Raw genomic sequence first — 24871 nt, 5'->3', positions numbered from 1 at the left:
AGCGACGGAATCACCGCAGGTCAGCGCGCTGACCGTCCCAAGGTTTCCCAGATCGTCCCGGGGTCTTTCGGAACGTCCCAGAGACTTTGCCCACGGTCTGCGCGACTCCAGGATCGACATCGCAAGGCGAGTGGCCCGCCCGTCGGCCGGGCCGCTCGACACCCGAGCGAACGAGTCTGGAGACGCATGAACCTCAGGAAGAAGCTCGTAGGCGCAACCGGTGTCCTCGCGGTCTCCGCGGGTCTCCTCGGCGCCGGCATCGCCACCGCACCGGCCGCGCACGCCGCCTCGACCTGCACGACGCTGGTGACGACGAACATGGGCAACCACTACTACGCGGACCAGCCGTCCACGAACAGCTGGTCCACCAACTGCGTCCTCGCGCAGGGCGACCAGGGCCTGGCGGTGCGGGCACTGCAGCAGTCGCTGAAGAGGTGCGTCAACACGTGGACCCGCGACAACGTCGCCGTGGACGGCATCTACGGACCGAAGACCGCGCAGGCCGTGAGGTACGCGCAGGCCAAGTACGGCTCGGCGGTGGACGGTGTGTACGGGCCCAACACCCGGGACGCCATGCGCTGGTGGTCGAAGAACTACGACGGCAGCGGCACCTACGCGTGCCGTGGCTGACCACGGCACCCCGCACGCACCGGACTCCACCACCGCCTCGTCGTCCGCGAGACGCGCGACAGCCGTCTCCCGGGAAGGGACATCCATGAACACGCGCCGTACCGCAGCCTCCCTCGCGACCCTCGGACTGCTCGCCACCGGCGTGGTCGTCGGCACGGCCGGGACCGCCCAGGCCGCCACCCACTGCCAGGGGTACTCGACGTACACCAACCAGTACGGCGAGTACCGGAAGCCGACCACCACGAACGGCAGCGGCAACGTCAACTGCATCCTCTCCCAGGGCGACGGCTACGCCGGCGGCAGCCAGAACACGGCCGTCAAGCAGCTCCAGCGCTCGCTGAACAGGTGCTTCGCCGGCGCGGACGTGGCCGTGGACGGCATGTACGGGCCCGCCACCGCCGACAAGCTGAAGGAGGCCCAGCGGAGCAAGGGCATCGCCGCGGACGGTGTGTTCGGGCCGCAGACCTCCCGTTACATGAACTGGGCGATGACGGGCGCGACCGGCTGCACGTACGGCGGAGTCGCCTAGCCTTCCCCGTCCTCGCGGGCGGGGGCTACCGGTCACGGGGGTACCGGCAGCTCTCGCCCGCGTGCTCATGTGCGGCAGCCGCGGCAGCGGGGCTCGTCCTCAGGGAGTGGGGGCCCGGAAACCCGGCCCGACCGGTGATGTTCACCCAGCGGGTGAGTCGGCGCCGTGGGCGGGAGGGAGGGGTGGGGCTCGGCGGGGTTTCTTTCTCCCCGTGGTTCTTGCAAGGTGATCGCCCCTGTCACCGCAGCACGAGGAACCGGGTTCCGGTGAACGCGGACCACGCGGCGCGGCCGACCACCAGGACGGGACCGCCGGGATTCTTGCTGTCACGGCCGGGGACGACGGAGGGGCATCCGGGGGCCGCCTCTACGCAGTTGCCGCCGTTTTCCCCGCTGTAGCTGCTCTTGATCCAGATCGTCGCGTCGAGTTCGTGGCTGCCCATGGTGTTCGTACCCTTCCAACGCGTCGCCGATGAGGGCGACCGTCGGGCGAGTCGAAAGCGAGTCCGCCCTGAGCACATCATAGGTGTGGCTGTGGTGCGCGTAGGCGGCCGGATCACTGCTGAAACGGCCTCGTTCCAGCGATTCCGAGTACACCCGGCGCTCCCCGCCGGGCAGCTCGATCAAGGACATCGAGACGTTGGGGCGCAGGAGTTCCGGGTAGCTCGCAGGCGCCACCTGAACGCGGATGTTGGGGCGGCGCCCGAGATCCAACAGGGCCGCGCACTGGTCCCGCGTCACCTCCGGGCTTCCCACCACGTTGCGCAGGCAGCTCTCGTCCAGGACGACGACGTAGGACGGGGGCTCGTCACCCAGGAAGCGCTGCTGTCGGCTCAACCGCGCCCGTACCCGCTCCTCCAGCTCGTCGCCACTCGCGACGCGGGAGAACAGTGCCCGGGCGTACGTCTCCGTCTGGAACAGGCCCGGCACCACCCGCTCCTGGTACTCCCGCAAGGCGACCGCCACGGCGTCCATCTCCGCCCGGCTCCGGAACCAGTCCGGATGCTCCACCTCCGGATACCAGTCGATCCGCCCCCCGCAACCGCCCCAGCACCCCGCCCGTGCCCAGCAGCTCGTCGCACGTCTTCGCGAACGTGTCCTGCGGTACCCGCGACCCCGCCTCCACGCGGGCGACGTGCGAGCGGTCGCACGGGATGCGGGCCGCCAGGCCCTCCTGGGTGAGCCCCGCCGTCTCGCGGAAGTGCCGCAGCACCTCGCCGAACACCGCGGCCGTACTCGCCCCCGCACCACCGGCGTTCCGCCGTCCCACCGGCCGACCCCCTTCGTGACGGTCCACGAGTGTCACGCGCCAAGCATTGCCCCCCGCGAATGCCCTGAGCAACCCTCGGTGTACCCGGAGTCACGGAGGTCGCACGATGGAACACGAGGGACGACTGAGCGCCGCCGTGCGGGCGGTCAACGACCGTTCGCTCAGCGACGCGTCGACGGCACGGTCGCTGGTCGCGTTGCCGCCGCCGCCCGAACCCGTGGCCGGTTGCGCCGCCTGCACGCAGCTGGCCGTACTGCGCGCCCACGCCAGGGCCGTCGGCGACGGCAGCGCCGAGACCGACGCCGACGTGCTGCTGGCCCGGCACCGGCGGCAGGAGCACGAACGGGGGCCCCGCGTCTTCCGGTACGTGCCGTTCACGATCGCCCAGGACCCGTCCGCGTGGCCGGAGTACGAGGCGCGCTGCGTGTCGGGGGACGAGGCCGGCTGCGGTGCCTCCTCCGGGCCGTGCCGGGGCCCGGAGGAGGTGGAGGAGTGGCAGCGCCGGCGCACCCGGGAGACCCGGCACCTGCGCTACCGGCGCTGCTTCGCGGACTACGCGGTGCTGGAGGCGGTCAGGAGCCGGCCGGGTCCGCCGGGAGCCACAGGTCGCACTTGTGGTCCTGCGGGAAGGTCGTCGACGCCGTGATGGCCCCGGGAGCCAGCACCTGGACCCTGGGGTACTGGTTCCAGCGCGGGGCGTCGGCCGCGTACGGGACGCCGGTGTGCGCGAAGTTCGTCCAGTAGCCGAGCATCTTCGCCGCCAGGGCGTTCTGGGCGGGAGTGCCCGAGACGCCGCCGAAGACGTACCGGATCTCGGAGCCGTGCGGGGCGCCGAGCGGGAAGCTGATCGGCAGGTTCAGGTGGTCCATGGCCTGGCGGTCGGCGAACTCGTACTGGTAGGAACGGGTGTGACCGGCCATCAGCTGGGCCGTGCGGGACTGGAGGCAGGCGAACTGGGAGTCGGTGAGGACCGCGCCCAGGGCCTCGGCGGGGGTGCCGTGGTCCGACAGCGGGTAGCGGGCGAGGATCGCGTCGGCGCGGTCACCGTAGAGGGCGCGGACGGCGACCGGGTAGCCGGCCGCGGTGAGGGGCCGGCCGGCCAGGTCGTAGGTGGTCGCCACGGTGAGCCGGCCCTCGTCGGCGGTGGTTCCCTGCAGGACGGGGACCCGGTGGAACCGGCCGCTCTCCAGCGCGTCGGCGATCTGGAGCGGCAGGACCCGGCCGTCGACGTTGGGGACCCAGCGGGCGGTGGGGTTTCGTGAGGCGGCGAGCAGTTCGCCGGCCGGCTTGGCGCGCAGGCAGGCCACGTCGGCGCAGCCCAGGGAGCCTGCCCAGGACGCGCCGCTGCGCTGCTGGGACTCCTGGGTGGGCAGCGGGAAGCCGCAGCCGGACTGGGCGACGGCCCGGTGGAAGAGGCCGGCCGCGCGCGGGGAGACGAGGTGCTGGCAGACGCTGCCGCCGCCCGCCGACTCGCCGAAGGCCGTCACGTTGCCGGGGTCGCCGCCGAAGGCCGCGATGTTCTGCCGTACCCAGCGCAGGGCCGCCTGCTGGTCGAGCAGGCCGTAGTTGCCGGAGACGCCCTCCGCCGACTCCCCGGCCAGCCCCGGGTGGGCGAGGTAGCCGAAGGCGCCGAGGCGGTAGTTGAGGGTGACGACGACCACGTCTCCCCGGGCGGCCAGCTCACCGCCGTCGTAGAAGGTGCCGGAGCCGATGGTGAAGCCGCCGCCGTGCATCCAGACCATCACGGGCCGGTGGCGCAGGGAGCGCTCGGCGGGGGTGTGGACGTTGAGGTAGAGGCAGTCCTCGCTGGGGGTGCCAGGCCCGGCCAGGTCGCCCCACGGGGTGGACGAGTCCGCCTGCATGCAGGGGTTGCCGGGGGACGTGGCGTCGCGGACGCCGGACCAGCGCTCGGGCGGGGCCGGCGGCTTCCAGCGCCGCTCCCCGACGGGCGGGGCGGCGTAGGGGATGCCGAGGTAGTCGTGGGCCGTCTCCCCGGCCTTGCCCCGCACCTGCCCGTACCAGGTGGTGGCGGTCGGTCCGTCGGCCGCGGCGGCCGGGGCGGGGGCGGCGAGCGCGGTGGGGACGGCGGCGAGGGCGACCGCCGACAGCAGGAGCACGCCCGACAGCACCCCCCGTAAGCGTCGGGTCCACGACCGTGCCGTGCGGGTTCTGGGCGTACGTCTGGTGAGCGGGCCGGACATCGGCACCTCCGTGCGGGAGTGGGTGGGTGACAACGGCCCCCGCAGTGTCGGCGCCCGCCGCCGTGCCCCGCATCGCGTGAATCACCAGTCTCCGCCCCGGCACCCGCCCTTCTCGCCGATGACGAACGACCGCCGCCTGTGCGGCGAGGCGCTGCGGGCGGCGGTCGAGACGCGCGGGCAGGCCCGCACCGCACGGACGCGGGCCGTGCCGGCGGGAGCGGGCACCCGCCACGCGTACCTGGAGTACGCCTCCCCGCAGTGAACGGCGGCCCCCCGTACCGCCGTTCGAGGGGCCATCCGTTCCGTTGAACCGTGCCGACACACCGCGTACGCGGCGGCGGACACGGCATTCCCTTGGTCGGGTCTGTACACCCCTGAACGGAGACCCCCTCGTGCGAATGACCGACATCCAGCGCTGCGAGATCCGGCCCGGACGCCTCGTCGAGTGGACGCTCAGCCCCAGGACCCTCGACATCGCGGCGGCGCTGCCCGAGGACGCACGGCCGCCCGCCTACATCCAGGAGTCGCACATCCGGACGGCCCGGTCGGTCCGTGAGGACGGGCTCTTCGTCCCGACCTGGCTCGGCACCGCCTTCGACATCCCCGGCCCGGTCGACCTCGACGTGCTCCAGGAGGCGCTGCGCGTCTGGACCCTGCGGCACGAGACGCTGCGCAGCGGATTCCGCTGGAGCGGTGCGGCCGGCGACGCGATGCGGCGGTTCACGCTCGACGCGGACGCGGTGTCCCTGCACCGCGAGGAGGCCGGCGACTTCCCGGACGCCGGGGAGCTGACCCGGCACCTCCAGGACCGCTTCGACCGCGTCGCGGACGCCCTGCGCTGGCCCAACCTCATCTACACGGCGGTCGTCCGCGACGACGGCGTCAGCGTCTACATGGCCTTCGACCACAGCAACGTCGACGCCTACTCCCTCTACCGCATCCCGGCCGAGATCCACGAGCTGTACACGGCCGGCGGCGAGGGCCGGACCGTGCCGTACCCGCGGGTCGGCAGCTACGTCGACTTCTGCGAGGCCGAGCGGGCGGACGCGGACCGGATCGGCGGCGACCACGACCTCGTCGCCCACTGGCGGGAGTTCATCCGGCGGTGCGACGGACGGCTGCCCGGCTTCCCCGTCGACCTCGGACTGGAGCCCGGCGGACCGCTGCCCGAGCAGCGGCTCCTGCGCGAGCCGCTGGTGGACGCGGCCGACGCCGCCGCCTTCGAGGCGTACTGCCGTCCCTACGGCGGCAGCCTGGTCGGCGTCCTCGCCGCCACCGCCCTCGTCGTCCACGAGATCGGCGGGGAACCCGTCTACCGCACGGTGGTGCCGTTCCACACCCGGTCCCGGTCCCAGTGGTCGGAGTCCGTGGGGTGGTACGTCGGCGGCGCGCCGATCGAGGTCCCCGCGGCACGCGCCCACGACTTCCCGAGCGCCCTGCGGACCGTCCGGGCCGAACTCCAGGCCAACCGGCGGCTGTCCCGGCTGCCCATCGACCGGGTGCTGCGCCTGCTCGGCTCGGACTTCCGCCCCACGTCGCCCGACCTGTACTCGATCGTGTCCTACGTCGACGCCCGCGACGTGCCGGGTGCCGCCCACTGGCCGGACCTGTCCGCGTACGCCCTGCTCAGGGTGTCGTACGGCGACCAGGTCTGCGCGTGGGTCACCCGGCTCCCCGAGGGCCTGTGGTTCGCCAGCCGCTACCCGGACACCGACGTCGCGCACAAGAACCTGCGGCTGTACATGGAGCGCCTGCGGGACATCGTCAGCGGCGTCGCCCGCTCCGGCGCGGCGGCGGGTTGAACCGGTCGCGGCGCTCGCCGTCACCGGGGCGCGGGGGCCGGCCGCGCCCGCCCGCCCGTCTCGCGGGGCGCGGGCGCCGCGGGCCCGCACCGCTGCACGCGGAAGGCCGGCTTCCGTGACCCGGGTCACGGGAGCCGGCCTTCACTGGGAGGGCTCAGAAGCCCACCGACCGCAGCGCGCCCAGACCCACGTCCGCGTAGGAGTGCTTGCCGGAGACGAAGATGTTGACGCCGTAGTAGTTGAACAGCCAGCAGCCGAAGGCGGCCAGGGCCAGGTAGGCGGCCTTGCGGCCCTTCCAGCCGGCGGTGGCGCGGGCGTGCAGGTAGCCGGCGTAGGCGACCCAGGTGATGAAGGACCAGACCTCCTTGGGGTCCCAGCCCCAGTAGCGGCCCCAGGCGTCGCCCGCCCAGATCGCGCCCGCGATGATCGTGAACGTCCACAGCGGGAAGACGGCGGCGTTGACGCGGTAGGCGAACTTGTCGAGGGAGGCGGCGGCGGGCAGCCGGTCCAGGACGGAACTCGCGAAGCGGCCGGGCGTGCCGCCGGTCGCGAGCTTGTTCTCGAAGCTGTCCTTGAAGAGGTAGAGGATCGTGCCGACCGCGCCGACGTAGAAGACCGCGCCGCAGAAGATGGCCGTGGAGACGTGGATGTACAGCCAGTACGAGTGCAGCGCCGGAACCAGCTGGTCGCTGGCGGTGTAGAGGACCGTGACCGCGAGACCGAGGTCGAGCAGGACCGTGGTGGTCAGCGGCAGGCCGAGCCAGCGGACGTTCTTCCTCAGGGCGAGCAGCACGAGGTACACGCCGGCGGCGACCGTCGTGAACGTGATGTTGAACTCGTACATGTTGCCCCACGGCGCCCGCTTCACGGACAGGGCGCGGGTGAGCACGCCGCCCGCCTCGATGGCGAAGGCGAGCACGGTGAGCGAGATGGCGATCCGCCCGTAGAGGTCGCCCTTCTCGGTGCCGCCGTGGGCGCCGGGCCCGTCGGGCACGTCCCGGGTGCCGGTCGCGGCCCGCACGACGACCTTGGGCCGCTCCAGGACGGCGGTGCCGCCGACCTTGTTGACGGTGACGGCCGGGGCCCGCTTCGCCTGGGCGGACGCGGTGAGCGCCGCGGCGGTGCGGCCGACCTTGCTGCGGCTGCCGAGGAGCCATTCGGCGATGTGGGCGAAGAACGCGAGGGTGTAGACCGCCATCGCGGAGTAGATCAGCGTGTTGCTGAGGTTCGCGAGGTCCTCGTTGGCCGCGGCGGCCAGGTGGGTTGCGGTGGCGAGAGTCACTTCTCAGCCCCTTCGGCAGGTACGACGTGGGTGTCGGGGGAAGCGGGGGTGTCGTCGTCGTTCTTCGGTGCGTCGGGCGCGTGCGGTGTGCCGGACTCGTGCGGTGTGCCGGGCGCGTGTGCTGTGCCGGGCGCGTCGGGCGCCTGCTCGTACAGGGTTCCGGCGAGTTCGCCCAGCTCCTCGGGGACCTTCGCGGACTCGCTGCGCCCGAGGCCGGCCATCTCGACGACCGTGACCCCGTCCGCGCCCTGCACGGCCCGCACCCAGACGCGGCGCCGCTGGATGAACAGGGAGCCGGCGAGTCCGAGGACGGCGGCGGCGGAACCGGCGAGCGCCCAGCCGCTGGCGGGCTGCTCGGTGACCTGGAAGTTGGCCCATTCCTGGACGCCGTCGAAGGTGACCGTGCCGGCGCCGTCCGGGAGGGTCATGGTGTCGCCGACCTTGAGCTGCTTCTTGAACAGCTCGCCGTCGGAGTCCTTGAACTCCTCCAGGTTGGTCTTGTCGAGCTGGTAGATGCTCTTGGCGAAGCCCGCGTCCACACCGAGGTCGCCGTGGTAGGCGGAGAGCGCCAGCATCGGGTTGATCAGCGCGGGGAAGGTCGACAGCATCGTGCTGCCCTCGCCGCCGTAGGTCGGCAGGAAGAAGGCGTTGAAGCCGAGCTGCTCCTTCTCGCCCTTGGCGTTGCGGTAGCCGTCCCGGACCATGACGGCGCCGGAGGAGGTGACGTTGGAGTCCAGCGGCAGCAGCGCGGTCGCCTCGTGGTCCATGACGACGTCGCCCCGGGCGTCCCTGATGGTGAGGATGGGCGCGTAGCCGTGTGCGGTGAGGTAGACCTTCGAGCCGTCGATCTCCAGCGGCTCGTTGACCTCGATGGTGGTCGTCCGCTCCTTGCCGTAGGCGCCTTCGCTGTAGCTGACCTCGGCCTCGTAGACGCGCGGGGTGCCGCGGTTGGGGCCGCTCGCCTCGTAGGTGCCGTGGAAGTTCTTCAGGCTGAAGCTGAAGGGGGTCAGGTCGTGGTCCGGGTCGAAGAGGTTGCCGGACTTGAAGTCGTCGTACTGGGTGAGCGTGTTGGAGAAGCCGTCTCCCTCCAGGATCAGCTTGTTGCCCTCGTACTTGAACAGCTGGCCCCAGCCGAAGGCGATCAGCATCACGATCAGCGCGATGTGGAAGAGCAGGTTGCCGACCTCGCGCGCGTAGCCCTTCTCGGCGGCCACGGCGTCGCCGACCGCGTGGGCGCGGAAGCGGCGCTTCTCCAGCAGCGCGAGCGCCGCCTCGCGGACCTGCTCGGGCTCGGCCCCGGTGCGCCAGGTGGTGTACGCGGGCAGCCGCTCCAGGCGCCGGGGTGCGCCGGGCGGACGGCTGCGGAGCTGGCCGACGAACTGCCAGGTGCGCGGGACGATGCAGCCGATGAGGGAGACGAACAGCAGGATGTAGATCGCGGAGAACCACACCGAGCTGTAGACGTGGAAGAGGCCGAGCCGGTCGTAGACGGGCCCGAGGAGGTCGTGGTTCTCGCGGAACTCCGCGACCTTCATCTCGTCGACGCCGCTCTGCGGGATCAGCGAGCCGGGGATCGCGCCCAGCGACAGCAGCAGGAGGAGCAGCAGCGCCACCCGCATCGAGGTGAGCTGCCGCCAGAACCAGCGGGCCCAGCCGATGACGCCGAGGGAGGGGAGGTGGGGGGCCTCCTCCCTGGGGGCGGTGGAGAGCTGGGAGCCGGCGGCGCCGAGGTCCTGGTCCTCGGCGGCCGTCGGGGTCGTGCCCGTGGTGGTGTCGCTCATCGGTCAGATCCCTACAGTGAAGCCGTTGGACCAGGTCTGCATGTCCTGCACGATGCCGTCCCACACGCCGGTCAGCAGCAGCAGCCCGGTCGCGATCATCATGGCGCCGCCGACGCGCATCACCCAGACGTAGTGGCGCTTGATCCAGCCGAAGGCGCCGAGCGCCTTGCGGAAGGCGACCGCGGCGAGCACGAAGGGCACGCCGAGGCCCAGGCAGTAGGCGACCGTCAGTATCGCGCCGCGGCCGGCGGTGCCCTGGTCGGCGGAGAGCGCCAGGACCGACGCGAGGGTCGGTCCGATGCAGGGCGTCCAGCCGATGCCGAACAGCGCGCCCAGCAGGGGGGCGCCGGCCAGGCCGGTCACCGGGCGCTTGTGGAAGCGGAACTCGCGCTGGGTGAACCAGGGCATCAGGCCGATGAAGAAGACGCCCATGAGGATCATGAGCACGCCGAGCACCTTGGTGAGGACGCCCCGCTCCTCCTGGAGCGTCGAACCGAAGAAGCCGAACAGGGCCCCGCTGGAAACGAACACGGCGGTGAAACCGAGGACGAAGAGGGAGGCTCCGGCGACCATCCGCCCGCGCCGGGTCTCACCGAGGTCGGTGCCGGTGACCCCGGTCACGTACGACAGGTAGCCGGGGACGAGGGGCAGCACGCAGGGCGAGAAGAAGGAGACGAGGCCGCCGAGCAGCGCGATGGGCAGGGCCACCAGCAGGGCGCCGTTGAGCACCGTGCCGTTGTAGCCCTCCGCGGCGAGCGTGGACATAGAGGTCACGTCATGTCTCCGACTTGCCCGACTCGTTCGGCCTGTCCGACCCGGCCGAACCGGCCGACCCGTTCGGCTCGTCCGCGAGGTACGGGGCGAGCATCTTGCGGAGCTTCTCCTCGCTGAGCGCCTGGAGGGTGCGCGCGGCGACCTTCCCCTCCCGGTCGATGATGAGCGTGGAGGGGATGGCCTGGGGGTTGAGGGTGCCCTTCTCGAAGCGGAGCATCAGCTTGCCGGTCGGGTCGTACAGACTCGGGTAGCTGACCCCGAACTCCTCCTCGAAGGCGCGGGCCGGTCCGGTGGAGGTGTCGCGGGTGTTGATGCCGACGAACTGGACGCCCTGGTCCTTCACGTCCTGGTAGACCGTCTCGAAGTTCTTGGCCTCGGCGCGGCAGGGCGGGCACCAGGAGCCCCACACGTTGAGGACGACGACCTTGCCCCGGTAGTCGTCGACGTCGAGCCGCCCCCCGTCGACGGTCTCGCCGGACAGGTCGGGGGCGTCGGCCCGCTCGCCCTCGTCGACGGTGGAGATGCCGTCCGCGCCCGTGACGAAGCCGGTGTCACCGCCGCCGCCCGAGGTGCCGCCGGAGCCGCACGCGGTGGCGAGCAGCGCGACCGCGGCGGCACCGGCGGTCAGGGCGACACGGCGACGGGCGCGGACGGTGGTGCTGGCGCGGTGCGAGCGGTTCGACCGGTTCGAGCGGGTCGAGCCCAGGGGGGCGCGGCTGGCGGCACTCATGTGAAAAGTTTCGCATGTCCGTTCCGGGGATCTTGCACACCCCCCTCAGGGGCGGAAATCCGCATTTCAGGCGGTGTTTCCCGAGGGTGCGGAGGCCTCCTTGAGGAAGGCGTTCCAGCCGCCCGCCGGCCGCTGCCCCACCTCGACGGTACGGAGCCCGGCGAGCACCTCGGGCTTCTGCACGTCCAGCCAGTCGGTGAACTGGCGGAAGGAGACGAGCCGGATGTCCCGGCCGTTCCCCTGCTCCTTCTCCCGCGCGATGTGCTTGAGGGCGTTCTCCACGGCGTCCATGTAGATGCCGCCGTTCCACTCCTCGAAGTGGTTGCCGACGAAGAAGGGCGCCCGGTTCGACTCGTACGCCCGCCGGAAGCCCGATATGTACGCCTTCGTGGCCTGCTCGCGCCAGCCCGGGTAGTGGTGCGCGGGCGCCTTGGTCGAGTTGACCGACTGGTTGGCGAGGATGTTGTAGTCCATCGAGAGGACCTCGAAGGAGTGCCCGGGGAAAGGTATCTGCTGCAACGGCAGGTCCCAGATCCCGTTCTTCTTCTCCGGCCACACCTGACGGCCGCCGGGCGAGGAGGCGTCGTAGCGCCAGCCCAGCTCGCGGGCGGTGACCAGCAGGTCGTCCTGGCCGAGCAGGCAGGGGGTGCGCCCGCCGACGAGTTCCTTGTCGTAGTCGAACGGCAGGGACGGCAGGCCGGTCCAGCCGGTGTTGGTCCGCCACTCCTTCACGAAGGACTTCGCCTGGTCGATCTCGCTGCGCCACTGCGCCGGCGTCCAGTTGCCGACGCTGCCCCCGCCGCCGCAGAAGTGCCCGTTGAAGTGGGTGCCGATCTCGTGGCCGTCCAGCCAGGCCCGGCGGACGTTGGCGAGCGTGTCCTTGATGTGGGCGTCGGTCAGGTAGCCGATGTCGGAGGCGCCGCGCGGATTGTTCGGCGGGTCGTACAGGCGCTTCTTCGACTCGGGCAGCAGGTACAGGCCCGAGAGGAAGAAGGTCATGTGCGCGCCGTGCTCCCGCGCGAGGTCGAGGAAGCGCGGGAAGAGGCCGTTGCCGACCTCGCCGGCCCCGTCCCAGGAGAAGACGACGAACTGCGGCGGGGTCTCGCCCGGCTCCAGCGGCACGGGCGCGTCCGGCTGGTGCGGCTGCCTGCCGGTGTACGACGTGGAGCCGTCACCGATGGGCCGCGCGGGGGCCCTGCCGCTGCCGGAGGGCGACGGCTCCGCGGAACCGCCGGCCCGGTGCGAGCCGCCCGACGACGGGTGGGAGCCGGAACCGCAGCCCGCGAGCCCGGCGACGGCCGCGGCGCCCGCGCCGAGTCCGAGCATCCCCCTGCGGGTGAGAGTGCGGGTGGAAGTGCGCATCGCAACCTCGTTCGTCACGTCCTTGGGTGGTCACCCAGCCAGAGGACGTGACGAACGTGCGGGTTCCGGATATGTGTGCGGATTCCGTAACGGGCGTCACATTCCGACGGCCCCCGACGGCCGCCGCTCAGGGCCTCAGGCCCCGTACGCCTTGCCCTGCCCCTTGACCGGCTTGGCCCCCGCGAGGAGGTGGGCCGGGACGAGGTCGCGGGCGGGCTCGCTGTAGCCGACGGACACGATCCGGTCGCCCCGGTACGTGAACGTGGTCAGGGACGCCAGGGTGCACTGCCGCTTGCGCGGGTCGTGCCACAGCCGCCGCCGCTCGACGTACGACCGCAGGGTCCAGATCGGGAGCTGGTGGCTGACGATCACGGCCTCGTGCCCGCGGGCCCGGTCCTTGGCCGCGTCCAGCGCGCCCTTCATGCGCACGACCTGGTCGACGTACGGCTCGCCCCAGGACGGCTTGAACGGGTTGACCACGTGCCTCCAGTTGGCGGGCCGGCGCAGCGCGCCGTCGCCGATGCCGAAGGTCTTGCCCTGGAAGACGTTGCCGGCCTCGATGAGCCGGGTGTCCGTGGCGAGGTCGAGCCCGTGCGCCTTGGCGATCGGCGTCGCCGTCTCCTGAGCCCGCTCCAGCGGCGAGGCCACGACGTACGTCACGTCCCGGGGGGCGAGATGCTCGGCGACCCGGTCGGCCATGCGCCGGCCCAGGTCGGAGAGGTGGTAGCCGGGCAGCCGGCCGTAGAGGACGCCGGTGGGGTTCTCCACCTCGCCGTGCCGCATGACGTGGACGACGGTCAGGTCCTGGTCGGTGTCGTGGCTCACGCGGACACCTCCGCAGCCGCGCGGGCCGCCGCCGGGAGGGCGTCGGCGATGCGCTGGACGGCCCGCTCGTCGTGGGCGGTGGACACGAACCAGGACTCGAAGGAGGACGGCGGCAGGTAGACGCCGTTGGCGAGCAGCGAGTGGAAGAAGGCGGTGAAGCGGAAGGACTCCTGCTTCTTGGCCTCCTCGTAGTGGGTGACCGGACGGTCGGTGAAGAACACGGAGAACATGTTGGAGGCGGTCTGCAGCGTGTGCGCGACGCCCTCCTTGCTCAGCGCCTCGGTGACCAGGCCCCGGATCTGCTCCGACACCGCGTCGACCGTGTCGTACGCGGCGTCGTCGAGGAGCCGCAGCTGGGCGAGGCCGGCGGCGGTGGCGACCGGGTTCCCGGAGAGGGTGCCGGCCTGGTAGACGGGCCCGGCCGGGGCGAGGTGCGCCATGACGTCCGCGCGTCCGCCGAACGCGGCGGCGGGGAACCCACCGCCCATGACCTTCCCGAAGGTCATCAGGTCGGGGACGACGCCCTCGACGCCGTACCACCCGGCGCGGCTGGTGCGGAAGCCGGTCATGACCTCGTCGGAGACGAACAGCGCGCCGTTCGCGGCGCAGGCGTCCTTCAGCCCCTGGTTGAACCCGGGCAGCGGCGGCACGACGCCCATGTTGCCGGGCGCGGCCTCGGTGATCACGCAGGCGATCTCGCCGGGGTGGGCGGCGAAGGCCGCGTGCACCGCTTCGAGGTCGTTGTACGGCAGCACGATCGTGTCGCTCGCCTGGGCGCCGGTGACGCCGGGGGTGTCGGGCAGCGCGAAGGTGGCGACCCCGGAGCCGGCGGCGGCCAGCAGCGAGTCGACGTGGCCGTGGTAGCACCCGGCGAACTTGACCACCTTGGTCCGGCGCGTGAAACCGCGGGCGAGCCGGATGGCCGACATGGTGGCCTCGGTCCCGCTGGACACGAGCCGCACCTCCTCCAGCGGGGCGACCCGCTCGACCATCGCCTCCGCGAGGGCGACCTCGCCCTCGGCGGGCGTGCCGAACGACGTCCCGCGCGCGACCGCCTCCTGGACGGCGGCGATCACCTCGGGGTGGGCGTGCCCGAGGATCATCGGCCCCCAGGAGCAGACGAGGTCGACGTACTCCCGTCCGTCGGCGTCGGTCAGGTACGGACCGGTGCCGGACACCATGAACCGGGGCGTGCCGCCGACGGCGCGGAACGCCCGCACCGGGGAGTTCACCCCGCCGGGCGTGACAGCCGCCGCACGGTCGAACAGAGCCTGCGAGGCCGGTGCTTCGTATGGATATGCCAGTTCGCTCATGACCTGCGACGTCTCCGACCTTCTCGTCCTTCTCCGACTTCTCGGGCCGGCCCGGGCCGCACTCGGCCCCTGCCCGGCTCCCACTCGGCCCCTGGTTGCCCAGGGTGACCTCGTTCAGGGTAGACAACCCGCCCGGACGCCGTGCCGTCTGCCAGACTGGAGCCCGTCCACGCAGCTCACGCGGCGGCGCGGAACGGCGCTGCCGACGGCCTGCGGACATATGACGGACATATGTTTCACCGCACGTTTCGGCAAGCGGCCGTGGGGGAGGTCACTGACACGATGATCGGGTTGCGCGGCGGGGGCCACGCGTCCTAGAAAAGCAGTCGGGTGGAGATATGCATCGCGGTGGCGGACTGGGCGAGGGGACCGACGACCTGGGTCCTCGACGTGCCCGGCGGGGAAGGCACCGGCGCGATACGGAGGACACGACCGAAGCACGTCAGGCATACGGCGTCCCGGGTGAGCCCGACCGGCTCGACCGGCGGGCCGACCGGCCGGGGGCGGGGAGCAGGAATGGTGGTCGGGTGGGGGTGACCTACAAGTACTTCGGCGCGCCCGACGGCGCGACCGCGGCCCGCGTCCCCATCTCGATGCGCCCCGAGGAGCTGGGCGGCGACGAGCTCGGAATGAACGGCATGTTCACCAAGATCAAGCCGGAGACCATGGCCGCCATGGTCCTCACCGGCATCGAGGGCGTCCCCCTGTACAAGGTCCCCCCGCTGGAACTGGTCGTCCTCCACCCCGACTACGCGGTCGTGAAACTCCCGATGACCGTCGTCAACCCCCTGCGCGGCATCGGCGAGGAGGCGGTCGGCGCGGCGGCCTTCATCTGGTCGACGGTCCCGGACCGGGGCGGACCACGCGACGCGTTCAACGTGTACCAGCTACTGCACGAGTGGCAGGACTTCAGCCACCGGCTGCACGAGGCGGGGCACCAGCCGTACTGCCTGGTGTGGCCCTGAGCCGGGGGTTCGTAGGGGTCGGGCGGGGTGGCCTGCGGGCCTCGCCCTTTTTCGCGCCGGTAAGGGGCCGTCAGGCGGCCGGGGCACATCGGTTTTGCCGGGGGCGGTGATGTGCCTTACGACTCTCCGGTCCCCTGCGGTTCCGCGCCGGTGAAGGCACCGTCGATCGCCTTGCGGGTCCCGGTCTCGCCGACCACCAGGACCACGCCGTCGGCGCCGTGGTGGTCGACGACGAAGCCGCGCAGGTCGTCGCGGACCTCGTCCGCGTCCCACTTCGCCCTCGCCAGCAGGTGCTGCAACTGGTCCGGGCTCATGTGGCCGGCGTGCTCGGCCGGCGTCCGGCAGTTCTTCCTCGGCAGCCCGGCCAGCAGCCCGAGTACGAACTCCCGCGCGTGACGGCGTGGTTCGACCCGCCTGAACCGGGAGACGATCCGGCCCATCAGGACCTCGAACGTGTGCTGCCAACGCTCACGATTCATGCTGGGACCCGCGGCCACCAGCTGTTCTTCCGTCTTCACACACCGATGACCACTGGTGGCCGTACCCATGCCCGGACCCGGCCCCCACCAGCAAGATCACGATCTACGGTCGGAGTACTGGCCTCGATAAAGCTTGAAGAATGATCCTTACGGCTGGAAGAGTCGATTCTTCTTCACTTTTTCATGCTCGGGCCACATTCCGTGAGGGTATCCCAACCGTGGTGCACTCACCTCATCCAGCCAATCAAGCTGACGCTTTGGGATGTCCAGATCACCGGCCGCAAGGTTTGATGTGAGCTGATTTATACTCCTTGGCCCAATGATGGGGATTACACCCTTCGACATCGACCATTTGATTGCTACCCGCTCCGCAGTCGTATCGAGGTCCCGGGCGACGCTCTCGACAGCATCCAGGATTTTCACCTTGGCGGGCTCGTCTTCCTTATGAAGGAACTGGCTGATCGAGCTCTGCGCTCGACCTGTTCCGCCCCGCCGGTACTTGCCCGTCAGAAGACCACCGCCGAGAGGCGAAAAACCAAGGACGCCCAAGCCGAAGGCTTCCGCCATCGGCATCAGTTCCCGATCAGCGCTGCGCTCGACGAGACTGTACTCAACCTGAATTGCCACGAGAGGGGACCAGCCCCGTTGCTGTGCCAGCGTAGCTCCCGTGGCCACGCGCCATGCGGGGAAGCTGGAGAGACCCGCATACAGGATTTTGCCAGCGCGCGTCAGGTCATCGAAGGCTCGCAGTATTTCTTCGATGGATGTGGATTCGTCGGCCACATGGGCCCAGAGGACGTCCACCCGGTCGGTACCCAGTCGACGCAAGCTCTGTTCCAGGGACTGGACCATCGACTTTCGGCTGTTACCGGTCAGCTGGAGGCCGCTGCTCGCTGAAGACCCCATGGTGTACTTCGTCGCCAGGACCACATCATCGCGATCCGCGGCAATGATGTTCGCGAGATACTTCTCAGCCTCCCCCGACTGATAGTTGGAAGCGGTGTCGATGAAGTTCCCTCCCACTTCTCTGTAGGCGTCATACATCGCTTTGGCCTCGGGTGCGTGCGCCCCGTGCCCCCAGCCTGTGCCGAAATTACCTGTCCCCAGTGACAGTTCCGATACTCGCAGTCCCGATCGTCCAAGAAATCGGTAACGCATACGTCTCTTCACCCCTCGCGTCGATCGGCATGAGCAGGCCCCTCCCACCTGGCAGCTCCTGCCCCAGACACCCATCCTTCCCACCGCTGTGCGTATAGTCCATAACATGGAATCCAGTAATCTTTATCGATCGTCCAGAAGCGAGGTCACCCTCGACGCCCGTGACCCCATCCGGCAGGTCCTGGCGCTGACCCGACCCCAGACCGTCGCTCCCGCCCCACTCCACGCGGCAGCGCCGTGGAGAGCCCAGTTCTCCCCCTTCCCGCACATCAAGCTCGGCGTGATAGTGGAGGGCGAGTGCTGGCTGTGCGTCGACGGCCTGGAACCTCTTTTCCTGAGTGCGGGCGATTTCTATCTTCTCGGAAACCCGCCCCCTTACGGCCTTGGGAGCTCGATCGAGGCAGCCCGAGCTCGCGACCCCCACGGGCCGCCCCGCAGAGGGCTTTCCGCGAGTGGACCCGAGATCCCTCAAGGTTCCGTCACGTACATGTGCAGCGTCGACTTCAAGTTTCGAGATTTCAACGCTTCGCCTCTATTTGCATTGCTACCCCCGGCTATTCATGTTAAAGCAGACGACGCCGATGGGAGGTCGCTCTGGAATGTTGCGACCCTTCTCGTCCACGAGCTTGAGGAACAGAAGACGGGCCGGTCTCTTGTCCTTGAGTGTCTGGCTCAGATTCTTCTGGTGCATATGCTGAGGTCGCACGCCGGTTCGTCCCATGAGCCCTTGGGATGGCTTGCATCGGTTGCCGACGATGGGATCGGGGCGGCGCTACGCGCTCTACACGCTGAGCCACGCCATCGCTGGACACTCGAAGAACTTGCTAAAATTGCGAAGATGTCGAGGTCAGCTTTCGCCGCGAACTTCAGGAATAAAGTAGGGAAACCACCCCTGGATTACCTTATTGAATGGCGAATGCAGCTAGCACGTGCCGCACTGCGTACGGAGGACTCTCTCACGGCCATTGCAGGTTCCATCGGATACCAGTCCGAAAGTGCTTTCAGCACCGCTTTTCGGCGTGTCGTTGGGGTGTCGCCGCGAGAGTTCCGCGTCTCATTGCGTGCGCAGTCGAGGGACCTTAGCTCCGGTGATTTTCTGCCGTTTGAGTCGTCCGAGATGCACAGACTGGAATCCAGAGACGACGATTGAGCATGGATCGGCGCGGCTCAGCCGACAGACCAAACCAACTGACTAATTACCGGGATCTAGGGTGCCGAAGACAACAGCCACGAGCCGCAGCAGCCTCCCGCTGAACCCGGATCCACCGGCTTGATGCCGGTGGATGGTTCACCCAGAAACGAAGAAGTGCCTTGCGACCTGCGATGATGGGGTTTTTCTGAGACCACATCAGGCACGATCGACAAGGCACTTCCGAGATGCAATCTTCCCATGCCGCGGCGGCAGTCTCATCCGCGTTCGATGACCCGAACCTGATCGCGTACGGCGGGCTGGAGCCGGTGGTGCGGCTGGCCGAGCGGTGCGGTCTGCCCGCGCTGGTCGGGGAAACGGACCCTAGTACGGCTGAAGGGGTTGGACTATCCGTTGTGTGCTTCGAGCTCGGTCGCCAGCGTCTGTTGGGTGGCCGCCCACGACGCCAGGAGCACCAAATTGTCAGCGGTCGGTGTGCCCGCGGGTGCGGTGTAGATGTTGAGGTGCAGGCCGGGTTCGGCGGGCAGTTCCAGGGACTCGACGTCCAAGTCGAGCTGGCCCACGGCCGGATGGTGCATACGCTTACGGCCGGACCGGTGCAGCCGCACGTCCTGAGATGCCCACCGCTGCCGAAATAGCTCACTGCACGTTGACAGTTCGCCGACCAGGGCGATCAGCTCCTCGTCGTGCGGATTGCGGCCGGCTTCCATGCGCAGCTTCGCAGCCACGGCACCGGCGACTTGGTCGTAATCGACGAAAAAATCTCTGGCCGCCTCGGGCTTCAGATAGACGAACCGCGCCGTGTTCGCGGGCCGTCGCGAATCGGCCAGCACCGGTGAATACAGCGCGCGAGCGAGTCGATTCATGGCGAGCACGTCATAACGGCCGTCACCGATCCAGGCGGGCGCATCGGAGATCGCGTCGAGCACCTGCTGCAGCGTCGAGCGCACCGCCACGGCAGGCATGCGCCGGCGTGGGCTGCGGGGCGCCCTCGATTGGCGCGCGAGGTGGAACAGGTGGTCGCGCTCGGCCTCGTCGAGTTGCAGGGCAGAGGCCAACGCGTCGAGCACTCCGTCGGAGGCACCGGCGAGGTTGCCGCGCTCCATGCGCACGTAGTAGTCGACCGATACCCCCGCGAGCAGCGCGACCTCCTCGCGGCGCAGACCTTTGACCCGGCGGTTGCCGCCGTAAGCGGGCAGGCCCGCCTGCTCGGGTGCGATGCGGGCGCGACGCGAGCTGAGAAACTCCCGGATCTCGGTGCGTGGATCCATCGTGGCCATCCCCCTACCATAGGCCCGTTCAGCCGTACTAGTCAGTGGCCCATGACGGGGGGAGTACCCGTTGCAGTCGTCGCGGTGCCGCCATCTACCGGGATGATGGCGCCCGTGAGGTAGGACCCAGCCCGGCTGGCGAGAAACACCGCGGCACCCGCCATGTCGTCTTCGCGGCCGAGCCGGCGCAGTGGGGCCGCCGCCGCGATCTTGTCGCCGATGGCATCGAGCGTGGCCCCCATCATCTGCGACGGGAAGACTCCCGGTGCTACCGCGTTCACCGTGACGTGCTGTGGACCCAGCTCCCGGGCAAGCACTCTGGTGAGCTGATGGAGAGCCGCTTTGCTGCTGGCGTACGAGTAGGTGGGCGCCTGGGCGACGTGGATGGCGGCGATACTGCCGATGTTGATGATCCGTGCCGGATCATCGGCGGTTCCCGCCCTGCGAAGTGCGGGAAGCAGTGCCTGCACCAGCCAGAACGGCGACTTGAGGTTGAGGTCGAGCACTGCATCCCAGGCCTCGTCCGGGAACGTCTGCAGTGGCTCGCTACGCATCGCCCCCGCGTTGTTGACGAGGATGTCCAGGCCTTCCGAGTCGGCCATGACGAGATCAGCGAGGCGCTGGCACTCGTCGTGCCTGGACAGGTCGGCGGGAATTGCTTGGACGTCGCCGAATTCGGATAGCAGCTGCTGTGCCTCCGCGCACGTGTCCGCATTACGTGAGCTGATGACGACGCGGGCGCCCGCCTGGAGAAGGCCGCGCGCAATCATCATCCCAATGCCCTTGGTGCCGCCAGTGACAAGTGCGCACTTCCCACTCAGATCGAAAAGTTCCGTGTGAGTGGTGAATTGGTTGTCCGTCATTGGTATCCGTTCCTTCTGTCGTGTCAGAATGCGCCGACACGGTCACGCATTCGGGGAAGCAGCTGAATTGAGCTGATGGAGGTAAACCTGCAGCGTGTGTCCATGGAGTGCTGTCGGCGCTTTCGGCTCACGCCAGGTTGACAGGCGTTGTGCACGTCTGGGAGACCCTGGTGACACAGGTACTGTCAGAACCTCCTTTCCTGGTGCGCTGAGTCCGGAAGCGCGGACGTCAGACCCTGATCCGCACCGACTCCGCGGACGGCACCCACGGCTTCGTCGCCTGGCTCGCCCAGCGGGGACGATGGCTGTCCTACTCGGTCGGCATGGTGATCACCGACGCGATCCACAGCCACGTTCTGAAGGTCCCGGCATCGGCCTGGACGCCGGCCGTCGAGGCGGACGGAGAAAGCCGTGACGGGGCCTGGGTCACCGAACTCACCGGCGATGTCCTCGACGGCCGGCCAGGCGGCATGCGGCTGACCTGCTTCGCCACCAACACCTCGGGCCGACCGATCGCCGAGCTCGAGCTCCGTCACCGACTGCGGGCGAGGGCCGAGGACCGCATCCGGGCAGCCCGCTCGACCGGCCTGCGCAACCCGCCCCTGCACCGCGCAGACCAGAACCGGATCTGGCTGGAGATCGTCCAGCTCGCACTCGACCTGCTGGCCTGGATGCCGATGCTCGCGCTGACCGGCAAAACTCGCCTCTGGGAGCCCCGACGACTGCGGTTCCGCCTGTTCGCCGCGGCCGGGCAGCTCGTGACCACAGGCCGTCGGCGGATTCTCCGCCTGGCCCGGCACTGGCCCTGGGCCCACCACATCACCGACGCCCTCGCACGGCTCGCACTCCTGCCGAACCCCGGATAGCCAGCGGATTCCCCGTCCCTACGACAGCAGCTCAGCACCCGGAGCTGTGGAACCCGGCGCCACCCCGAGACGACACTCGGGCCCTCAGCCTGCCCACCCTCAGCTCACGGCACGAAAACAGACCACCGACTCCGTCGGCGGCCCGTCACGAAACTTCGAGGTTAGCCCCGTCTCAGTTGGGTTGACCCGACGGGGTTACGGCGACTCGCACGCGGCGACGGGCGGCTCCTCGTCGCCCGCCGGGACGGCCGCCGAGGACGGGGGCTCCATGGTGTCGTCGGGCTTACAGGCCATCTCATTTGGCGAACCGGCGGTAGCAGATGAGGGTGCAGGCGATGCTGGTGAAGGCTATGAAGTGGTTGGCTTTGCGTTCGTAGCGCCGGTGGAGGCGTCGGCAACCTGCGAGCCAGGCCATGGTGCGTTCGATGGTCCAGCGGTGCCGGCCGAGCCGTTGGCTGGAGTCGGTTTTCTTGCGGGCGATCCGGGGTGTGATGCGGCGGGCGCGTAACCATCGTCGCAGGTGGTTGCAGTCGTAGCCCTTGTCGCCGTGGAGCTTGCCGGGCCTGCGCCGTCGTCGGCCGCGCCGGGAGCGGATTGGCGGTATGCCCTGCACCAACGGGATCACGGCCTGGCTGTCGTGGACGTTGGCACCGGAGATGCCGACGGACAGGGGCAGACCGGTCCGCTCGGTGATCAAGTGGATTTTCGATCCGTACTTGCCCCGGTCCACAGGATTCGGGCCTGTCAGCCCGGTCTCCGTGCCGGCGTCGGCCACCGCCTTGCGGACGGGTCGGCGCCTCCGGCACCGCCCGCTGGAACAACTCCCACAGCTCATCCGGCACCAGCCGCTCCACAATCCCCACACCGGCAGACTATCGAACAGGCCAAATGAGATGGCTTGTTAGCCACCTCGCCCCGCTCCTCCTTGAGGCGCCTCCACGCGTCGCGCGCACGGTGGAACGACTCGAAGAGGTCGGGGAGTTGATCAAAGATGCCCTTGATCACCAGGCCGTGGACGCGATAGAGGGCTGGGACGCGGCGCTGAGCAACGAGGTGGTGCACACCGCCGAACTTGTGATCAGTGAGTTCGTCACCAACGCGGTCCGCCACTCCGAGAACGGCCCGGTCTCCCTGTCCGTCCGCCTCGGCGAGCAGTCACTGCGGATCGAAGTCTGCGACGACTGCACGGAGCTGCCCCGGCCAGGTTTCCCGGATCCGTGCAGCGAGAGCGGCCGGGGTCTGTTCCTCGTCGCCGCGCTCGCAGACCGGTACGGCGTCGAGCCGACGGCGATCGGGAAGTGCTGCTGGGCCGAGATCACACTGCCCACCACCACGAACCAGCCGATCGTGTCCCCGTCACCGCACTCCGGGGCACCTTTCGCCGGTCGAACTGCACGGCCGGGACGTGCAGCTGGTGGAGCTGCGACGCGAGGACCGTGCCCACCGGTGGGGCGTCGTCAAGAGCCTGCCGCTCGGCTGGCTCCCGATCTCCCGCGCGGCAGGACGGCAACGACCGCTTTGCCGGCGGCGGTGGTCCCGCGTACCACCGGCGTCTGGTCCGGCCCTGAGCCCGGGGCTCCGCGAGGTGCGGGCGGGGTCTTCGGGCCTCGGTCTTTGCCCGTGGCGGCCGGTGGGGCGGCGGGCACGTGCACGGTGATCGTCCGTCCGGTTGGCCCACCCGGGGGAAACGCGCGCCCCGCGGGTGTGAGCGGTGGCTGGAAAGCACTCGTCGTGAACAGACTGAGGGCCACGTCTGTACTCGTTGTCCGGAACGGGGGTACCCCGGCGGCGCGAGTTCCTCTCGTCCTCAGGAGGCACCCCCCATGACGTTCAATCCGCTGGAGCAGCGGGGTATCCCGCTGGACCGCCAGTTGCGCAGCTGGCGTGAGCTGAACGTGGATCCGATCGACCCGGACCACTGCGACCCGTACACCCGCTGCCGGATCATCACGATGAACGGGATCGAGGTGGAGGCCATCCTGTTCAGCCACCAGCTCGCCCGGCACACGGTCGATCCCGAGATCAAGCGGCAGCTGGCGCGGGTGCGCTACATCGAGGCGCAGCAGCAGAAGGTGGTGAACTGGCTGCTTCCGGGTGTCTCCTCGGTGCTGGAGACGACGATCGCGTACGAGCAGGTGGCGGTGGACCTGACGGCGTGGGTGGCCCGGATGGAGCCGGACCCGTATCTGAAGCAGGCGTATCAGTTCGGGGTGCTGGAGGACTTCGACCATCTGTACCGGTACGCGAACCTGTACGAGATGATCGAGCACCGCAAGGCGGAGTCGATCGTCGACGGTCTGACCGAGGTCATGCCCGGCCGGCCCACGCGGTTCCACCATCGCGATCCGGTCGACAACGTCCGCGACCCGTACGCCAAGGACGAGACGAACCCGTTGTCGAAGCTGCACGCGCTGACGATCATGTCGGCGGAGCAGCAGACCATGAACTTCTACATGAACACCGGCCCCACCTACATGGAGCCGATCGCCCGCCGGCTCTACCAGGAGATCGGGCTGATCGAGGAGGAGCACGTCACGCACTACGAGTCCCTCGTGGACCCGGGTGAGACGTGGTGGGAGCAGCTGGTCAACCACGAGTACAACGAGTGCTACCTCTACCACTCCTTCATGGAGCAGGAGAGCGATGCCAGGGTGAGGGCGATCTGGGAGCTGCACCTGAACATGGAGCTGGAGCACCTGCACGCCGCCTGCGATCTGATGCGCCGTCACGACGGCCGTGATCCCGCCTCGGTGCTGGCTCCCGAGCTGCCCAACGTGCTCACCTTCGAGCCGAACAAGGGCTACCTGCGCGAGCTGCTGGACACTCAGATGGACCTCACGACGCTGGGCGCCGGTTACGTGCGGGAGGCGCACGAGCGGTTCGAGCGGATGCAGGAGCAGATCCACGGCGGCGAGGCACCGCCGAGCGACCAGGTGATCCACGAGCACGAGGCGGTGTTCGGCCGCGAGTACCGCGTCCAGACCGAGGGCGAGCACCCCGACCCCGCCCAGCGCGAGAAGTAGAGGGAGGCCGCCATGTCCGAGCTGAAGACCCCGCACGCCGGGGAGGACGCGGCCGGGGACGACGACGTCGTCTCCCTGCTGATGCGCCAGCACGGCGACATCCGCAATCTCTTCGACGAGGTCGAGGCCGCCACGGGTGAGGAACGCCGGGACGCCTTCCGCCGCCTGGTGCGGTTGCTGGCGGTGCACGAGACCGCCGAGGAAGAGGTCGTCCATCCCTTCGCCCGCAAGGGCTTCCCCGGCGGCGAGCAGGTCGTGAGGGACCGTCTCGCCGAGGAGAAGGCGGCCAAGGAGACCTTGTCCGCGCTCGACGGGCTGGACACCGACGACCCCAAGTTCATGCCCCAGCTGCTCAAGCTGCGCAAGGACGTCCAGGCGCACGCGCGGGCCGAGGAACGTTACGAGTTCACCCACATCCGCCGCAGCACCGACGTCACCGGCCTCGCCGCGATGGCCAAGGCGATCAAGGCCGCCGAGGCGATGGCACCCACCCGGCCCCACCCGGGCGTCGAGTCCGGGGCGAAGAACATGGCCCTCGGACCGGTCGCCGCCCTCATGGACCGCACCAAGGACACCGTACGCAAAGCCATGGGCAAGG

Annotated in this window: 22 protein-coding genes and 4 pseudogenes; 11 read left to right on the top strand and 15 right to left on the bottom strand. The window is 69.6% G+C overall.

Annotated elements, in window-relative coordinates:
• Window positions 1-186 precede the first annotated feature (186 nt).
• Both ACVV2G_RS14590 and ACVV2G_RS14585 read left to right on the top strand, forming a co-directional pair.
• Window positions 187-630 (top strand): peptidoglycan-binding domain-containing protein, encoded by a 444-nt coding sequence (locus tag ACVV2G_RS14590; protein ID WP_453843118.1) that lies wholly within the window; start codon window positions 187-189, stop codon window positions 628-630.
• Between the two features lie 85 nt (window positions 631-715).
• Window positions 716-1159, top strand: a complete 444-nt coding sequence (locus ACVV2G_RS14585) for a peptidoglycan-binding domain-containing protein (protein ID WP_453843117.1) — start codon at window positions 716-718, stop codon at window positions 1157-1159.
• A 238-nt stretch (window positions 1160-1397) separates the two neighbouring features.
• Here the strand turns inward: ACVV2G_RS14585 and ACVV2G_RS14580 are convergent, their stop codons facing one another.
• On the bottom strand, window positions 1398-1568 hold the full coding sequence (locus ACVV2G_RS14580) for a DUF397 domain-containing protein (protein ID WP_453843306.1): 171 nt from the start codon (window positions 1566-1568) through the stop codon (window positions 1398-1400).
• A pseudogene (locus ACVV2G_RS14575) lies at window positions 1486-2428 on the bottom strand (helix-turn-helix domain-containing protein). Before ACVV2G_RS14575 ends, ACVV2G_RS14580 begins: the two are co-directional and overlap by 83 nt.
• A 106-nt stretch (window positions 2429-2534) precedes the next feature.
• Here ACVV2G_RS14575 and ACVV2G_RS14570 point away from each other — a divergent pair.
• Window positions 2535-3074, top strand: a complete 540-nt coding sequence (locus ACVV2G_RS14570) for a DUF7848 domain-containing protein (RefSeq protein WP_453843116.1) — start codon at window positions 2535-2537, stop codon at window positions 3072-3074.
• Here ACVV2G_RS14570 and ACVV2G_RS14565 read toward each other — a convergent pair.
• The gene (locus ACVV2G_RS14565) at window positions 3001-4545 is read right to left on the bottom strand and encodes a carboxylesterase/lipase family protein (protein WP_453843115.1); all 1545 of its coding nucleotides are present in this window, start codon (window positions 4543-4545) and stop codon (window positions 3001-3003) included. The genes ACVV2G_RS14570 and ACVV2G_RS14565 overlap by 74 nt on opposite strands.
• 202 nt (window positions 4546-4747) lie before the next feature.
• Between ACVV2G_RS14565 and ACVV2G_RS14560 the strand changes: the two genes are divergently transcribed.
• A complete protein-coding gene (locus ACVV2G_RS14560) occupies window positions 4748-4891 on the top strand; it encodes a hypothetical protein (RefSeq protein ID WP_453843114.1) in 144 nt (47 codons plus the stop codon).
• Between the two features lie 130 nt (window positions 4892-5021).
• Complete coding sequence (locus ACVV2G_RS14555) at window positions 5022-6431, top strand: condensation domain-containing protein (protein ID WP_453843113.1); 1410 nt, start codon at window positions 5022-5024, stop codon at window positions 6429-6431.
• Between the two features lie 154 nt (window positions 6432-6585).
• On the opposite strand, the gene ccsB is transcribed toward ACVV2G_RS14555, so the two are convergent.
• The 7 genes from ccsB to hemL all read right to left on the bottom strand — a co-directional run bounded on the left by ccsB (window position 6586) and on the right by hemL (window position 14498).
• Window positions 6586-7713 (bottom strand): c-type cytochrome biogenesis protein CcsB, encoded by a 1128-nt coding sequence (gene ccsB, locus ACVV2G_RS14550; protein WP_453843112.1) that lies wholly within the window; start codon window positions 7711-7713, stop codon window positions 6586-6588.
• The gene (gene resB, locus ACVV2G_RS14545; RefSeq protein WP_453843111.1) at window positions 7710-9494 is read right to left on the bottom strand and encodes a cytochrome c biogenesis protein ResB; all 1785 of its coding nucleotides are present in this window, start codon (window positions 9492-9494) and stop codon (window positions 7710-7712) included. The genes ccsB and resB overlap by 4 nt, the downstream gene beginning before the upstream one ends.
• A gap of 3 nt (window positions 9495-9497) precedes the next feature.
• A complete protein-coding gene (locus ACVV2G_RS14540; protein WP_453843305.1) occupies window positions 9498-10259 on the bottom strand; it encodes a cytochrome c biogenesis CcdA family protein in 762 nt (253 codons plus the stop codon).
• A 10-nt stretch (window positions 10260-10269) separates the two neighbouring features.
• Complete coding sequence (locus ACVV2G_RS14535) at window positions 10270-10998, bottom strand: TlpA family protein disulfide reductase (protein ID WP_453843110.1); 729 nt, start codon at window positions 10996-10998, stop codon at window positions 10270-10272.
• 66 nt (window positions 10999-11064) lie between these two features.
• Complete coding sequence (locus ACVV2G_RS14530) at window positions 11065-12360, bottom strand: polysaccharide deacetylase family protein (protein WP_453843109.1); 1296 nt, start codon at window positions 12358-12360, stop codon at window positions 11065-11067.
• Between the two features lie 135 nt (window positions 12361-12495).
• Window positions 12496-13143: a histidine phosphatase family protein gene (locus ACVV2G_RS14525; protein ID WP_453843304.1), complete on the bottom strand. Its 648-nt coding sequence runs from the start codon at window positions 13141-13143 to the stop codon at window positions 12496-12498.
• Between the two features lie 38 nt (window positions 13144-13181).
• On the bottom strand, window positions 13182-14498 hold the full coding sequence (hemL, locus tag ACVV2G_RS14520) for a glutamate-1-semialdehyde 2,1-aminomutase (protein ID WP_453843108.1): 1317 nt from the start codon (window positions 14496-14498) through the stop codon (window positions 13182-13184).
• Between the two features lie 527 nt (window positions 14499-15025).
• Between hemL and ACVV2G_RS14515 the strand changes: the two genes are divergently transcribed.
• Entirely contained in the window at window positions 15026-15463 is a 438-nt protein-coding gene (locus ACVV2G_RS14515) for a hypothetical protein (RefSeq protein WP_453843107.1), read from the top strand.
• A gap of 125 nt (window positions 15464-15588) precedes the next feature.
• Here the strand turns inward: ACVV2G_RS14515 and ACVV2G_RS14510 are convergent.
• Both ACVV2G_RS14510 and ACVV2G_RS14505 read right to left on the bottom strand, forming a co-directional pair.
• Window positions 15589-15903 (bottom strand): annotated as a pseudogene (locus tag ACVV2G_RS14510) (transposase); the annotation flags it as partial.
• 186 nt (window positions 15904-16089) lie between these two features.
• Window positions 16090-17100: an aldo/keto reductase gene (locus ACVV2G_RS14505; protein WP_453843106.1), complete on the bottom strand. Its 1011-nt coding sequence runs from the start codon at window positions 17098-17100 to the stop codon at window positions 16090-16092.
• Between the two features lie 106 nt (window positions 17101-17206).
• Between ACVV2G_RS14505 and ACVV2G_RS14500 the strand changes: the two genes are divergently transcribed.
• The gene (locus ACVV2G_RS14500) at window positions 17207-18250 is read left to right on the top strand and encodes an AraC family transcriptional regulator (RefSeq protein ID WP_453843105.1); all 1044 of its coding nucleotides are present in this window, start codon (window positions 17207-17209) and stop codon (window positions 18248-18250) included.
• A 386-nt stretch (window positions 18251-18636) separates the two neighbouring features.
• Here ACVV2G_RS14500 and ACVV2G_RS14495 read toward each other — a convergent pair whose 3' ends face one another.
• Window positions 18637-19530 (bottom strand): helix-turn-helix transcriptional regulator, encoded by an 894-nt coding sequence (locus tag ACVV2G_RS14495; RefSeq protein WP_453843104.1) that lies wholly within the window; start codon window positions 19528-19530, stop codon window positions 18637-18639.
• A gap of 32 nt (window positions 19531-19562) precedes the next feature.
• Complete coding sequence (locus ACVV2G_RS14490) at window positions 19563-20384, bottom strand: SDR family oxidoreductase (RefSeq protein ID WP_453843103.1); 822 nt, start codon at window positions 20382-20384, stop codon at window positions 19563-19565.
• A gap of 218 nt (window positions 20385-20602) precedes the next feature.
• On the opposite strand from ACVV2G_RS14490, the pseudogene ACVV2G_RS14485 reads away from it, so the two are divergent.
• A pseudogene (locus ACVV2G_RS14485) lies at window positions 20603-21250 on the top strand (transposase); the annotation flags it as partial.
• 295 nt (window positions 21251-21545) lie between these two features.
• Here ACVV2G_RS14485 and ACVV2G_RS14480 read toward each other — a convergent pair.
• Window positions 21546-22113: pseudogene (locus tag ACVV2G_RS14480) on the bottom strand (IS5 family transposase).
• Between the two features lie 25 nt (window positions 22114-22138).
• Between ACVV2G_RS14480 and ACVV2G_RS14475 the strand changes: the two are divergent.
• The 3 genes from ACVV2G_RS14475 to ACVV2G_RS14465 form a co-directional block, all read left to right on the top strand.
• Window positions 22139-23077: an ATP-binding protein gene (locus tag ACVV2G_RS14475; protein WP_453843102.1), complete on the top strand. Its 939-nt coding sequence runs from the start codon at window positions 22139-22141 to the stop codon at window positions 23075-23077.
• Window positions 23074-24273, top strand: coding sequence for a hypothetical protein (locus ACVV2G_RS14470; RefSeq protein WP_453843101.1), 1200 nt, complete (start codon window positions 23074-23076; stop codon window positions 24271-24273). Before ACVV2G_RS14475 ends, ACVV2G_RS14470 begins: the two co-directional genes overlap by 4 nt.
• A 12-nt stretch (window positions 24274-24285) precedes the next feature.
• Window positions 24286-24871, top strand: a 586-nt coding sequence (locus ACVV2G_RS14465; protein ID WP_453843100.1) for a hemerythrin domain-containing protein, incomplete at its 3' end; no start/stop codon positions are given.

The organism is Streptomyces sp. JK94 (assembly GCF_053613315.1).
This window is presented reverse-complemented; position numbering and strand designations above follow the sequence as displayed.